Annotated in this window: 14 protein-coding genes; 2 read left to right on the top strand and 12 right to left on the bottom strand. The window is 52.8% G+C overall.

Going from position 1 to position 13,182, the window contains the following annotated elements:
• Window positions 1-222 precede the first annotated feature (222 nt).
• Both BM200_RS08785 and BM200_RS08780 read right to left on the bottom strand, forming a co-directional pair.
• Window positions 223-969, bottom strand: coding sequence for an SDR family NAD(P)-dependent oxidoreductase (locus tag BM200_RS08785; protein WP_091184047.1), 747 nt, complete (start codon window positions 967-969; stop codon window positions 223-225).
• A gap of 19 nt (window positions 970-988) precedes the next feature.
• Window positions 989-1,903 (bottom strand): DNA-3-methyladenine glycosylase family protein, encoded by a 915-nt coding sequence (locus BM200_RS08780; protein WP_091184045.1) that lies wholly within the window; start codon window positions 1,901-1,903, stop codon window positions 989-991.
• A gap of 169 nt (window positions 1,904-2,072) precedes the next feature.
• Between BM200_RS08780 and BM200_RS08775 the strand changes: the two genes are divergently transcribed.
• Together BM200_RS08775 and BM200_RS08770 are read left to right on the top strand one after the other, a co-directional pair.
• Window positions 2,073-2,642: a bifunctional transcriptional activator/DNA repair enzyme AdaA gene (locus BM200_RS08775; RefSeq protein WP_091184042.1), complete on the top strand. Its 570-nt coding sequence runs from the start codon at window positions 2,073-2,075 to the stop codon at window positions 2,640-2,642.
• Entirely contained in the window at window positions 2,639-3,148 is a 510-nt protein-coding gene (locus BM200_RS08770; protein ID WP_091184039.1) for a methylated-DNA--[protein]-cysteine S-methyltransferase, read from the top strand. The genes BM200_RS08775 and BM200_RS08770 overlap by 4 nt, the downstream gene beginning before the upstream one ends.
• 79 nt (window positions 3,149-3,227) lie before the next feature.
• Here the strand turns inward: BM200_RS08770 and thrC are convergent, their stop codons facing one another.
• From thrC to BM200_RS08720, 10 genes are all read right to left on the bottom strand, one after another.
• Window positions 3,228-4,628, bottom strand: coding sequence for a threonine synthase (gene thrC, locus BM200_RS08765; protein WP_091184036.1), 1,401 nt, complete (start codon window positions 4,626-4,628; stop codon window positions 3,228-3,230).
• Window positions 4,629-4,739: 111 nt separating this feature from the next.
• On the bottom strand, window positions 4,740-5,792 hold the full coding sequence (locus tag BM200_RS08760) for an undecaprenyldiphospho-muramoylpentapeptide beta-N-acetylglucosaminyltransferase (protein ID WP_091186204.1): 1,053 nt from the start codon (window positions 5,790-5,792) through the stop codon (window positions 4,740-4,742).
• A gap of 461 nt (window positions 5,793-6,253) precedes the next feature.
• Entirely contained in the window at window positions 6,254-6,628 is a 375-nt protein-coding gene (locus BM200_RS08755; protein WP_091184034.1) for an ArsR/SmtB family transcription factor, read from the bottom strand.
• 1 nt (window position 6,629) lies between these two features.
• Window positions 6,630-7,064: an SRPBCC family protein gene (locus BM200_RS08750; RefSeq protein WP_091184031.1), complete on the bottom strand. Its 435-nt coding sequence runs from the start codon at window positions 7,062-7,064 to the stop codon at window positions 6,630-6,632.
• 104 nt (window positions 7,065-7,168) lie between these two features.
• Window positions 7,169-8,251 (bottom strand): PQQ-dependent sugar dehydrogenase, encoded by a 1,083-nt coding sequence (locus tag BM200_RS08745; protein WP_091184030.1) that lies wholly within the window; start codon window positions 8,249-8,251, stop codon window positions 7,169-7,171.
• A gap of 24 nt (window positions 8,252-8,275) precedes the next feature.
• Window positions 8,276-9,400 carry a hypothetical protein gene (locus BM200_RS08740; protein WP_091184027.1) on the bottom strand — a complete coding sequence of 375 codons (1,125 nt, stop codon included), beginning with the start codon at window positions 9,398-9,400 and terminating at the stop codon, window positions 8,276-8,278.
• The gene (locus BM200_RS08735) at window positions 9,393-9,944 is read right to left on the bottom strand and encodes an RNA polymerase sigma factor (RefSeq protein WP_342716301.1); all 552 of its coding nucleotides are present in this window, start codon (window positions 9,942-9,944) and stop codon (window positions 9,393-9,395) included. Before BM200_RS08735 ends, BM200_RS08740 begins: the two co-directional genes overlap by 8 nt.
• Window positions 9,945-10,021: 77 nt before the next feature.
• Complete coding sequence (locus BM200_RS08730) at window positions 10,022-10,645, bottom strand: DUF2306 domain-containing protein (RefSeq protein ID WP_091184022.1); 624 nt, start codon at window positions 10,643-10,645, stop codon at window positions 10,022-10,024.
• Window positions 10,646-10,679: 34 nt separating this feature from the next.
• On the bottom strand, window positions 10,680-11,570 hold the full coding sequence (locus tag BM200_RS08725) for a DUF72 domain-containing protein (protein ID WP_091184018.1): 891 nt from the start codon (window positions 11,568-11,570) through the stop codon (window positions 10,680-10,682).
• Window positions 11,571-12,009: 439 nt separating this feature from the next.
• On the bottom strand, window positions 12,010-13,179 hold the full coding sequence (locus BM200_RS08720) for an aminotransferase class I/II-fold pyridoxal phosphate-dependent enzyme (protein WP_091184016.1): 1,170 nt from the start codon (window positions 13,177-13,179) through the stop codon (window positions 12,010-12,012).
• Window positions 13,180-13,182 lie beyond the last annotated feature (3 nt).

Below are 13,182 nucleotides of genomic sequence, written 5' to 3'. Positions count from 1 at the left end.
GTGGAGGATGGCCTAACAGCGTTCCGCTGGACATTGAAAACGTGGCTCGGTCGACCGCCTGTCCCCCCTTGTTCGGAGTGCAAAACTCAGCTTAGATTAGTCATTCACAATCTTTGTTCCACCAGACTACTTTAATGCCGCTTCAGCGGTCATGCCACTATCGACGTTTCACCGGATGTGCCGCCATGTACATTTTGGACCAAGCATAACATACAGGTCACCTTACTCCTCGTAGATCATTTTCCGCGTCATGCCGCCGTCGACGACCATATTCATGCCGGTTACGAAATCATTCGCCGGATCGGTCAGATAAAAGCATGCGCGGGTAATGTCATCCGGCCTGCCGACTCGTCCAGCCGGATGCTGTGTGTGATCCTCCGGATGCAGTGCATCGTAATCCCCGGTCTCGATCCAGCCCGGGCTAATGGCGTTCACCCGGATATGATCGGGTCCTAACGAAACGGCGAGCGCATGCGTCAGCGCGACGATCCCGCCTTTTGACGCTGCATAAGCCTCCGAATTCGGCTCGGACATCAGCGCACGTGTCGAAGCCAGATTCACGATTGCCCCTCCACCATATCCACGCATCCGTTTGGCCGCTTCTTTGGCACACAGGAATGTCCCCCGCAGGTTCGTATTCAGCACATAATCCCATTCATCCAAAGCCAGATCATAAGGGGATTTCCAGATGCCCAAGCCCGCATTATTGATCAGCACATCAATTCGTCCAAACTGCTCCTCAATCGCCGTAAAAACAGCCTCAATCTCTTTCGGTCTGCTGATATCCGCCGTATAGATAGCGGCCTGCCCGCCTGACGCCGTTACGCGGCTTACGGTCTGCTCCACCAGCTCAGCATCGCGATCAAGTGCCGCAACACGAGCGCCTTCGGCTGCATACGCTTCGGCCAGCGCTGCCCCGATTCCTTTGCCCGCCCCCGTAATGACAACCACTTTTCCATCAAACTTCATCCCGATCCATTCCCCTTCCTTAATACAGCATCCGCCATAAATAAAATGTCGCGTACGACTCCCAGCCTTTCCAGCCTTCCGCGATCCGCTTAATCTCCGTGATCGTGGGCTTAACATCGCTGCCGGTCAAAGCTTTAATCGAGTTATGCAGACCTACATCCGCAATCGGAAAAGCATCCGGTAGCCGCAGGCAGCGCATCAATGCATAATGAGCCGTCCATGGTCCGATGCCGCGAATGCTTGTCAGCTGCTTTTCAATAGAACCGGTATCTCCAAGCTCCAGCAGCTTCTGCTTGTTTAATGAACCATCCGCCATCAACTCGGCAACGCCAATGAGATACTCGGATTTTTTGACTGACATCTGCATAGGCGCCATATCCTCCGGCTTTAACGCAGCGACCACTTCCGGAACAGGGAACTGCCAGAACGTTCTTCCCTCGTGCTCCACACTATGGCCGTATGCCTCCACGAACCGCTGCTTCAGCTTATACGCGAAGGTCAGGTTAATCTGCTGCCCGATAATGCCCCAGCATAACGCCTCGAACAGATCCGGGATTCCAATATTCCGCAGGCCGTATAAGCGGTCGATGGTTTGACTTAACAGCGGGTCCTGACGGGCCATCTCATAAAATGGCAGCAAATCCGTATCGAAATCAAACCATTCACGGATATAAGCTTCCGCCTTCCTCTGCTGCTCCAAGCTGACTTTTGTCTCACCCATATATCTCACCAGCAGTCCGCCCTCGCCGGACTTTCGGATCTCAACAGCCGCAGGCTCTTCATCGCTGCCCATTGGAATTAGCCGATACACGGCATTGCCTTCCACTTGGTAGAGCGGCTCATTTGGCGATCGTTGCAGGTAACTGATTGTCTCATCGTAGTTAAACGGTTCCGGTAACCCGATATGCTGCAACACCGATTTGTCTTTTGTCATGGACATTCTCCTATAATAATGGCTTCGCAAGCATGAACTTATTCCATTCTACTCCATCCATTCAACCATACAAAGCCTTCAGGCTGCTTTCGTAATCTTGCGCTTTCATTCCTGCTTGCTTACGGATTGTGGGCTATTCGAGGTATACTGAGCCTAGAGGTGATCCAAAATGGGTAATAGCGATATAGCCGGCATTCCGGAGGACAAATGGCTTGCCGTTCTGTCGAATGACAGGTCTTATGATGGGCAATGGTATTATGGAGTAAAGACAACGGGAATCTTTTGCCGGCCGTCCTGTAAATCCAAGCCTCCAAACCGCTCGCATGTCCGAATTTTCCATACGGCCAGGGAGGCCCTTTCCGAACAATTCCGTCCGTGCAAACGATGCAAGCCCGTCCAGCAGCAGCTTCCGGATGAAGAGTGGGCAGCGCAGGCATGTGCCTATATTGAAGCCCATTATCAGGAAGCCCTGCCTTTAACGCTGCTTTCCGATGTGCTTCATCTCAGCCCCTATCATCTGCAGCGCACGTTCAAAAGACTAACGGGCTTAACGCCCGCGGCCTATATTCAGCAAATCCGGATCCGGGAGGCGATGAAGCTTCTTGCCTCAACGGACTTAGCCGTTACCGATATTGCAGGACAGGTCGGCTTTGCGAACGCGGCCCATTTTGCAACGAGGTTTCAAGGCATAACCGGACTTACCCCAACCCAATACCGAGGAGCGAAACGAGAGCCATGACAAAACATTTATATTGGACCCTGCTTCAGCATGATGACTGGAATCTGCATTTGGCCGCGACGGATAACGGCCTTTGTTATGTAGGCTCGCAAGGCGCTTCCTTCGACGAGCTGGCCGAATGGGCCGAAGCGCGCATGCCGGAATATGAGCTCGTCCGCCATGATACCGAGATGGAGCGTTATACGCATGAGTTCTCGAAATACTTTCAGGGTAGTCTGGATGTCTTTACGCTGCCGCTTGATCTGGTCGGCACTCCGTTCCAGCAAAGAGTATGGCAGGCGATGAGCGAGGTCCAGTATGGCAGCACGGCTGCTTACTCCGATCTTGCAGAGAACATCGGCCGTCCGCAGGCCGCCCGTGCGGTAGGCGCCGCCGTGGGCGCCAATCCGCTTCTGATCGTCCTGCCTTGCCATCGTATTGTCGGCAAGACCGGCTCCATGACCGGCTACCGCGGAGGTCTTCCGATGAAGACGGCGCTGCTTGAGCTGGAGCAGACTCGAAGCTGATCCGTTAACCTAAAAAAGGGCTGTTCCGAACGAACCGGATGTTTCATGCCGGTTGAACGGAGCAGCCCTTTTTTCTCATTTAAGCGTTGTAGAATTTCACGATTTCCTGAACGACAGCTTCCTGCGTGCCGTCAACAAGCGTCTGACGCTGCGGTTTATTAAAGAGCGCCTGAATTTGCTCAGGGAACTCTTGCTCAATGCCAACCAACTCAATCGCTTCGTTGAATTTCGCCGGATGTGCCGTTGCCAGCGAGATCGTTACCGTGCCAGCTTCTGCGTATTGGTTCGATGCCGCTACACCGCATGCGGAGTGCGGATCCAGCAGATAGCCTGTCTCTTTGTTATAAGAAGCGATGGTGTCAAGGCATTCTTGGCCTTGCACGCCATGCGCAGCGAACTCTTCCTGTACCTTGCGGAGCGCATCGCCGGATACAACGATTTGCCCATCCGATTTGAAGCCGTCCATGATGGAACGGATTTGCTCCGGATTTCCGCCCAGTACATAGTAGAGGTAACGTTCGAAGTTGCTAGCCACCTGAATGTCCATCGACGGGCTGTATGTCGAACGGAAATCGCCCGGCTTGTACACGCCTTCCTTGATGAAACGCTCCAGAATGTTGTTTTCGTTAGTCGCCAGAATCAGCTTATCAACCGGCAGACCCATACGCTTGGCCAGATATCCCGCAAAGATGTCGCCAAAGTTGCCTGTTGGTACGCTAAAGTTCACTTTTGCGTCCGAGTTGCCCGTTTGCTTCGCTACTTGGAAGTAGGAATAGAAGTAGTAGACCGTTTGCGCCATGATGCGCACGAAGTTGATCGAGTTAATCGCGCACAGATGGTTAGCCGACTTGAACTCCAGATCAGCAAACAGGTCTTTGATGATGCGCTGGCAGTCATCGAAATTGCCTTCAACGGACAGGTTCAGAACGTTGTCCTCTTGTACCGTCGTCATTTGTAGCTCCTGCACTTTACTTACTTTGCCGTTCGGATGCAGGATGCAGATCTTAATGCCTTCCTTGCCTTTGACACCTTCAATGGCCGAAGCGCCGGTGTCGCCGGAGGTTGCGCCCAGAATATGAATCTTCTTGTTCTGTTTGCTGGACACGTACGTATATAATTGGCCCATGAACTGGAGCGCAATGTCCTTGAATGCAAAAGTAGGACCATGGAACAGTTCCAGCAAATAGAGCTCATCGCTCAGCTTATGGACCGGCGTCACTTCCGGATGGCGGAACGTCGCATAGCCGTCATATACCATTTTTTTCAGATCTTCATAAGGAATTTCATTATTCGTATAAAGCGAGAAAATTTCAAGCACCAGCTCCTGATAGCTGAGCTCCTGCCATTCTTTCAGCTTAGCCGCGGAAACGACCGGAATTTCATAAGGCACGAGAAGACCGCCGTCGTCCGCAAGACCCATAAGAAACGCGTCGACAAAGCCGATTTTGCCCACATTACCGCGAGTACTGATATATTCCATCTGTAATTCCCTCCTACTATTGCCTAACCTTCCCCCTATTATAGAAAAAGACCGCCATTACCACAAGACATACTTGCTGGTTAATAGCGGTCATTCGGGGTTATCGGGCGATTATTTCGCCGTGTTCTTGATCAGATCGATGAGCTGGGACAAAGCGTCCTTGCGGTCATTTTTCTGCATGTTGTCAATGTACTTATCGCGGTTCGCGTACAAGTCGGTCACACTGGATACAAGCGTCTCCGGCGTCATATTCTCCTCGTAGAGCACGTCGCAGAAGCCTGCCGACTGGAACGAACGGGCATTCAGGATCTGGTCCCCCCTGCTCGCTTCCTTCGTGAGCGGAATAAGCAGCATCGGCTTGCGCAGGTACAGGAACTCGAAGATCGAGTTCGAGCCCGCTCGCGAAATGATCACATCCGACATGGCAAGCAAATCCGGCAGCTCCTCGTTCACGTATTCGAACTGTTTGTACTGCGGGGATTGAAGGGATTGGTCGACCTGACCTTTGCCGCACAGGTGGATGATCTGGAACTTCTCCGTCAGCTTGCCAAGCGATGCCCGAACGGCCTGATTGATCTTGCGGGCACCAAGGCTGCCTCCCATAATGAGCAGCACCGGCTTCGTAGATACGAAGCCTGCGAATTTTCGGCCGCGTGCCGCATCGCCTGCTTTGAGCTGGTCGCGGATGACCGCTCCAACATAATGCGACTTGCCTGCCGGAAGATGCTGCTTCGTCTCCGGGAAAGTGGTGCATACTCCCGCAGCAAAAGGAATCGCGATCTTGTTCGCCAGCCCCGGCGTCAGATCCGATTCATGAATCAGCACCGGCACCTTGTTCAGCCGCGCGCCAATGACAACCGGTACGGATACGAAGCCTCCCTTCGAGAACAGCACGTCGGGTTTTTGCTTCTTTATAATCCGGTAAGCCTGGAAGGCGCCCTTGATGACCTTGAACGGGTCCTTCACGTTCTGCCAGTCCAGATATCGGCGCAGCTTGCCCGTTGCTATGCCGTGGTAGCGCACATTTTGAAGCGGCTCAATGAGCTGCTTCTCAATACCCGCCTCCGAGCCTATGTAGTCTACCGACCAGCCTTCTTGTATAAAATGGGGGATCAACGCCAGGTTTACCGTCACGTGCCCTGCCGATCCGCCGCCTGTAAACATAATTTTACTCACAACGCTCACTCCTAAAAAGAATTATCACCCGACTGGCCTAATATAGGCCGGTCGTGATGATTCTTGCTTCGAAAGCATAATCTTAAGAATTATCACCCAACCGCAGGTCGTGATGATTCTTGCTTCGAAAGCATAATCTTAAGAATTATCACCCGACTGGCCTAATGATCTTAAGCCGCTCACTTATCCCGTCTATTGTAAGCCAGCAGGCTTGTTAATTTCCAGTATGGAGCGAAACTTTCATAGGGAGCGAGCAGCACCAACTTAGTTTGCTCGTTCAATGGAAAGCTTGGGTGAGCGGTCGATTTCGTCCTCTCAGCTCCCTATCTGCTGCTCTGCCGCATCTGAAGGGTCGTTTCGCCCTCTCAGCTCTCCAGCTATCCATCTGGCACTAACACAAAAAACCGCGACCGTCGGAGCGTTAGCTCGTCCAATCGCGGCTTGGGCCTTTATTCCTCGGGTTTGCCTTCTACAATCTTCAGCGGGCCTGACGGCTCTCCCGCCGGCATGTCCTCTTCGACGAAGCGTTTGAGCGCCTGGAGCTTGTTTTCCCAGAACCGCTCGTAGTAGCTGAGCCAGCGCTTCAGCTCAAGCAGCGGCTCCGGCTCCAGCCGGTAACGCGTCTCGCGCCCAACCTTGCGCTCCTTCACAAGCCCTGCTTCCTGCAGTACGCGCAGATGCTTCGATACTGCTGTCCGGCTCATTGAATAATGACCGCTGATGACATTAACCGGCATCTCCTGATCTACAAGCAGCTGCAGCAGACTACGGCGGGTCGGATCGGCAATCGCCTGGAAGACGTCATGCTTTGGCTCTGTGGCCATATTACCCGGCTTCGACGACGCTGACAAACTTCTTCATGATGCCAACCCAGCCGCCGGCCATATGCTCGCGAACTTGTGGATGCGGTTGGTTAAACTCCGTAACCTTGTCTGCGTCCCATCCGCCATGGATCAGCGTAAATTCGGTTTTGCCGCCGTCAAGCTCTTTCAATTCAAAGGTCAGCGTCCAGTCCCTGCCCCAGTTAAAAGTCAAACGGTTCGGCGGGTCAACCTCCGTCACTTTACAAGGGGACTGGCCGAACTGGCCGGCCTCCAGATGGAATTCACAGCCGATCTCCGGCTTAAAGCTTTCGCTTGGCGACATGAACCAGGCTGAAATCCCCCCTCTTGTTGTTACCGCATTCCAAACCTTTTGAATGGGTGCATTCACTTCAACCGTCTGACGTACGTCAGGCAATGTGTTCATTCCGTTACTCATGATTCCTACCTCCGATTATGATCATTCACTCTGTTCACTTCATTAGGAAACCATTTGGTTTCGCTTTTTATTATAGGAAACCATATGGTTTCCTGTCAACAGCCTTATTTCGCCAAAAGCAAAAGGCGATCATCCCTATCAGATGGTGTCCCTCTGCCATCGGTATTATTCGTAATGACATATATTCCGCCGTCATGAACACGGACATCCCTCAGCCTGCCTTCGTTCTGAAGCACGGCAGCCATCTTTTTCGTCAGCGTATTGTACTGGAGCAGCTTCTCTCCCCGAAGAGTGGCAATAAGCAGATTATTTCCCGCGTCCATCGCTATGCCCGAAGGAGCAATCGTACCCTCGCCTGTATGATAGACCGGATCGATCATGCCATCCCGGTGCTGCCCGCCAATGACAACCGGCCAACCGTAATTGCCGCCGGGAACGATACTATTAATCTCGTCATGCCCGCCGGGATTGCCCGATGGTCCGTGCTCAGCGACAAACATCATTCCCGAGCTGCTCCAGGCTAATCCTTGCGGGTTCCGGTGTCCATAAGAGTAAACGTAAGAATCGGGAAAAGGATTGCCGCTTGGAATCGAGCCGTCCAGCTTCATCCGCAATATTTTGCCTGCCAGACTGTTCTTATCCTGTGCCAGCTCATCTTGTCCGGCATCCCCTGTCGTCACGTAAAGCAACCCGTCCGGCCCAATCGCCATCCGTCCGCCGTCATGATTAAACGAACCCGGAATACCTTCAAGCAGCGCCCTCGATTCGGTCCAAGCGTTATTCTCCAGCTTCAGCACGATAATACGGTTCAGAATTTCTCCGTTTTCTTCATACGTATGGTAGGCATAAGCCTCATTTGATTTCTGAAAATCCGGAGCCAGCACAAAGCCCAAAAATCCCCCCTCGCCCTGGGCATGCACATTCTTCAGGAATTGGACCGGCATCCGCGTCGACCTGCCGTCAGCGACCCGCACAATATTGCCGTCCCGCTCGCTAATATAAATGACATCGCCGTCAAAAGCGATAACCCACGGAGCCTGCAGCTTCTCCGCCATAACTCTATAGGAAGCCTGTTCCCCTGTTACCTGCGTGCCGCCTGTTTTTACAGCTGGCTTATCGCCGTCGCAGGAGGCCAGCAAGAACGCCCCTGCCGTCAACAGAACAACGGTTAAAAACCTCTTTTTCATCCCCATCTCTCCTCATCCCTAAAGTTACAGAGGCTGACTGAGCATGATGCACTTAATCTTATTGTGGTCAAAATAAAGATGGAATTTCATATAGTCGCCAATTTTATAGCTCCATTGGGATTCAAGCTCCAAATTCGGCTTGCCGAGCTTCCGCCGTACATCCTCTTTCGTCATGCCAACCGTCAGGCCGTCCGGAGTCGCATAATTGCTGTCCATAAAGACGATGTTCCGGTTCAACTGCATAATTCCGTCGCCATATTCGGTTACATTGCCTATTTTCTGAACGGCGTCATCATAATAATGCCCGAGTAAAGTCGGCTGCACACTGCTTCTAAACAGCAGCAGAGGCTCCCATTCGATATAGGATTTTTCGGCCACCGTCAGCCTCTCTCCTTTATAAGAAAAGCTCTCGTCGATTCCTCCCTCATGGACCTCCATCTCCAGTCGAGCCTGCTCGAACATCCTGTCGAGCTCCGCAAGCTTCGAGTCCGGCTGCAGCAGGCCGTGCATAAGCAGCATCACCTGATCATCCGCGTAATACCGGCGGTCTCCCAGAGCGTACTCATTCGTGTTCACATCGTAAGGAATCTCGTATACCGCATCAGCGGTCTCAAGACGAATTAATGTCTCCACGCTTAGAGCCTTGTTATCGGAAGCCGCCCTCGTCAGCTCCAGCCAATTCAAGTTCTGCAGGATAACATACATACGTTCAGCAGGGAGCATCGTTTCCTTCACCCAAATGTTCTGCACCTCTTCTGTTGAGAAAGGTATAGCATCCTTCAAGTAACCTTCCGTGCTGGAAGGATTCACGATAAAGTGTTCCTTCTCCTGGGCCGGAGGATTTGGCGAAACATCCGGCGACGGCTGGGAAGTTGGACTAGGATCCGGTGAAACGGTTGCTCCTTTTCCCCCGCTTCCTCCCGGTGCTCCTCCGCCCTCGCGGAAAGCAAATACCGCAATAACGGCAATAATGATCAGTGATACAGCAGTCCAGGAAAAACGAATCAAGCGGTTATTGCCCCTCTTCTCCCCGCGGGTGATCGCTACCGCCTGACGTACGACTGCCTCCTTCTTATCCGCCGTAAAAGTCGGCTGTTCATACGGTCCCTTCTGCAGGTCACGGTACCATTCCGGCTGCTTCTCATTCATACGCGGCACTCTCCTTCCATTTGCTGCTCATCCGCTTGCGCGCCCTCGACAGTCTTGTTTTAACCGTGCCTTCCGGCAGCTCTAAGGCGTCTGCAATTTCCTTCGTCGTCATCTCGTATCTGGCATGCAGGACAAGTACCTCGCGCAGCTTAACCGGCAGCTCCAGGACAGCGCTCCATATCTCCGATGTCAATTCCTGTTCCATCGCTTCCTGCTCGGCCGAAGGGCTCTTACCCTCATGAGCAGCCGTTCTGCCGACAAGCAGCACCCTGCGCATAAAAGCCGTTCTTTTATAATTAATTGCCGTATTTCTTGTTAAAGCGAGCAGCCAGGTTCGTATAGACGAAGCCCCTCGGAAAGCACCAATGCTCTGATACACCTTCAGAAACACATCCTGCGCAATATCATCGGCCAGATCATGCCTTCTGGTGATCACATAGGCGAGATTCCATACATCCTGACCGTACGCATCCATCAGTTCTCTTAATCCGGCGGCATCCATACGGTCCATATAACGCCAGTAGTTATTTTCCAATTTGGTCACCTCTCACTCATTAGACAATGCAGGCAGAGCATTAGTTTCATTCCTTCTAAAAAAGAAAAAACCCGAATCAGCCGCATTCACGGCCTATCCGGGTTTATTCGTCTGATGACCAGCTCCGCGAGCACAAGCAACAGCACGATCGAGCTGTACACTCCAATCGTATAGCTGGCGGTATAAGCCATGCCGAAGCCTTTGTGAAAAGCAGTCGTAATGAGGTGGATAAACAAATTGGTGAAGACAAACACATAGCTTCGGATCATCCATTTGCGGTGCTCGGCGATCTTTTTCTTGCGAATCTTCACAACCGCAATCACGGTGATGACAAGCCATATCATATTAATAAAATTAAAGGCGATGCTGTTTGCTCTTCCTCCGGTCGAAGACGGCGCCATGTAGCCGGAGGTCAGATCAACGATGGCTACCGCCAATACGTAGAGATAGCCGATCGTCCGGTGAAGCTTCGGGCTTCTCTCCCTGATCCTCCTCGCAAAGTTGATCAGCCCTGCTGCCATAGCCGTACAAGCGGCCACAATATGTACATCCATGATCGTCAGCCACAGCGAGACATGCTTTAGATCGGTTTTATGACTTAGGAACCGGCTCGCTTCCGGGTCATAGATAAAGTTCGAATAGGTTGTATAGCCGATAAATACGATGGATACGACAAGCGCTATAACGTATAAAGCTTTATTTTTCCGCACAGGGACTGCCTCTTTCGTCTTCCTCTTAAAAAAATCAGAACAGATCAAGCTGCTCATACTGCGGCGGTTCTTCCCGCGGCTCCAGCGGATCCCGCCCGTCCGGACGCAGTTGCCCGAGCAGCGCCATCATCTGCTTCGCGTTATCCGCCGCATCGCCGCCGGAGTTATTGTTGAAGATAACGCAAATATGATCGCTCTGCTCTTGCAGCTGAAGAAGCTTCTCTGCCCACTCCTTAAGCTCGTCCTCCTTATACCGGTACAAATAACGGACATCCCGCCAGTTCGGCGCACCGCCTTGATTCCAGCCGCTTGCGTTGCGGCCGTGGAACCGGACGACCGTCATGGCGGCATCCGTTGCTTCAAGCACCGTCGGAATCGAGCCTAAGCCCGCCTGCGGCTCATCACAGACGCTGTGCATCCAGCCCTCCTGGCGCATGAAGTCCAGCGTACGCTCCCGGTAATCCTCGGTGAACCAGCTTTGATGGCGGAACTCAAGAGCGACAGGGACCCCCTCCATCCGGCGCTTCGTTTCACGAAGCACACGCACATTATCCCGTGTGCAATCAAACCATGGCGGGTATTGAAACAATGCCGCCCGGAGTCGCCCCGCATCGATAACCGGCTTTAGAGATTCCCGGAAAGCAGCGAAGGTGCTGTCCGGATCATTCGCTGCTGCCGCTGCAGCCGGACCGCGCTGATGACCGGTCATCCCTTGGTAGGCTTTGACGATAAAATGAAGCGACTCCGGCGTCTCCTCCGTCCACTTCGCAAACCGCTCCGGGGGCTGTATCGCGTAAAAGCTGCTGTCCACCTCCACCAGCGGGAAATGCTTCGCGTATTCCTTCAGCCGATCCTTTGCTTTGACGCCAGGGCCGTACAGCCTGTCCTGATCTCCCCAGCCCGCAAGTCCGATATGTATAGGCAATTGATTCACCGCCTTTCCAGATAACCTGCTCTCTTTTTCTCTTCAACTTCTTTCTCTTCAACCTAACATATCTGTCGATTATTCTGCAAATATTAGCCCTTTTACCCCAAAACAAATACAGGTTACTCCCGCATAACAAACCTGTGATAGGCCAGTTAGCCGGAATAACCTGTATGTAAAAGTGTCCGCCGTCAGTTCTTCGGCTTCATTGCATGTAATGCAGTATATTGGTGCGTTTAGGTCCTAAAAGTCGTCCTACCCTGTACGTTGTGCAGGATATTCAACCCCAATTAGCCCAAAAGGGCGCATCAGAGGGAAATATACAGCATTCTGTGCAACGTAGAGCAGCCATCGCTGCCTTTTTTGCTGAATACATTGCACTTTATACAACGTAACATCCAGCAGCTTATCGGCCTGCCGCTGATGGGACTGGCACCATCTACATCGCTGTCCTCATCCAACGGCCAATACGCTCCATGGCTTCCGTCAGGTTCGATGCCGATGAAGCATACGAGCAGCGGATGAAGCCCTCGCCGCCCGAACCAAACACGGAGCCCGGTACAGAAGCCACCTTCGCTTCCTGCAGCAGCCGCTGAGCGAACTGCTCGGAAGTGAGCCCGGTTGAGGCGATGGAAGGAAACGCATAAAACGCTCCCTGCGGATCACGGCAGATTAACCCAAGCTCGCTTAATCCCTTAACAAACATTCGCCGTCGCTGGTTAAACGCCTCCACCATTTCATCTTTATCCTCCATGCAGTTGCGCAGGCATTCGATCGCCGCAACCTGGCCGACAATCGGCGCGCATAGTGCCGTGTACTGATGGATCTTGGTCATCGCCGCGATCAGCTCCTGGCCGCCGCAAGCATACCCAACCCGCATACCCGTCATGGCAAAAGCTTTGGAGAAGCCGCTGATCACAACGGTCCGTTCCTTCATCCCCGGCAAGGAGGCGAAGCTGACATGCTTGCCTTCATAGGTGAGCTCCGCATAAATTTCATCGGACAAAACGATGAGGTTATGCTCCTCTACAAGCTTGGTGATCGGGAGCCAATCTTCATAGCTCATGACAGCCCCTGTCGGATTGCTCGGGAAGTTGACGAAGAGCACCTTGGATCTTGTGGTTATCGCCTGCCGCAGCGCTTCTGCCGTCAGCTTGAACGATTGGGCCGCCGTCATCTCCAAGGGGACCGGTACCCCTCCGTTCAGCGTGCAGATTGGTGCATAAGCAATGTAACCGGGTACCGGAATAATCATTTCATCGCCGGGCTCGAGAATCGCCCGCATCGCCAGGTCTATCGCCTCGCTGCCGCCTACCGTAACCAGTATTTCCTTGGCCGGTTCATAGCTGACGCCAAAGCTTCCGTGCATATACGCGGCAATCTCTTCCCGAAGCTCCATAAGCCCTTCGTTAGGCGTATACATCGTCCTGCCCCGCTCCAGTGCCCGGATACAGGCCTCTCTGGCAGCCTTGGGCGTTGCAAAGTCGGGTTCCCCAACTCCCAGCGATATGATTTCCTTGTTTCCCTCAGCCGCGTTAAAAAACTTGCGAATGCCCGATGGCGGCAAATCGCGAACTAGCGGCGACACCCATGTGCTCTTCGTCAGCATGGT

Origin of the sequence: Paenibacillus catalpae (assembly GCF_900112695.1) — a bacterium.
GTDB classification, from domain to species: Bacteria; Bacillota; Bacilli; order Paenibacillales; family Paenibacillaceae; genus Pristimantibacillus; species Pristimantibacillus catalpae.
This window is presented reverse-complemented; position numbering and strand designations above follow the sequence as displayed.

Excerpts from the sequence above, each read along its gene's own strand:
- BM200_RS08785 (WP_091184047.1), bottom strand. The coding sequence starts at position 969 with ATGAAGTTTGATGGAAAAGTGGTTGTCATTACGGGGGCGGGCAAAGGA.
- BM200_RS08780 (WP_091184045.1), bottom strand. The coding sequence starts at position 1,903 with ATGACAAAAGACAAATCGGTGTTGCAGCATATCGGGTTACCGGAACCG.
- BM200_RS08775 (WP_091184042.1), top strand. The coding sequence starts at position 2,073 with ATGGGTAATAGCGATATAGCCGGCATTCCGGAGGACAAATGGCTTGCC.
- BM200_RS08770 (WP_091184039.1), top strand. The coding sequence starts at position 2,639 with ATGACAAAACATTTATATTGGACCCTGCTTCAGCATGATGACTGGAAT.
- thrC (WP_091184036.1), bottom strand. The coding sequence starts at position 4,628 with ATGGAATATATCAGTACTCGCGGTAATGTGGGCAAAATCGGCTTTGTC.
- BM200_RS08760 (WP_091186204.1), bottom strand. The coding sequence starts at position 5,792 with ATGTTTACAGGCGGCGGATCGGCAGGGCACGTGACGGTAAACCTGGCG.
- BM200_RS08755 (WP_091184034.1), bottom strand. The coding sequence starts at position 6,628 with ATGGCCACAGAGCCAAAGCATGACGTCTTCCAGGCGATTGCCGATCCG.
- BM200_RS08750 (WP_091184031.1), bottom strand. The coding sequence starts at position 7,064 with ATGAGTAACGGAATGAACACATTGCCTGACGTACGTCAGACGGTTGAA.
- BM200_RS08745 (WP_091184030.1), bottom strand. The coding sequence starts at position 8,251 with ATGAAAAAGAGGTTTTTAACCGTTGTTCTGTTGACGGCAGGGGCGTTC.
- BM200_RS08740 (WP_091184027.1), bottom strand. The coding sequence starts at position 9,400 with ATGAATGAGAAGCAGCCGGAATGGTACCGTGACCTGCAGAAGGGACCG.
- BM200_RS08720 (WP_091184016.1), bottom strand. The coding sequence starts at position 13,179 with ATGCTGACGAAGAGCACATGGGTGTCGCCGCTAGTTCGCGATTTGCCG.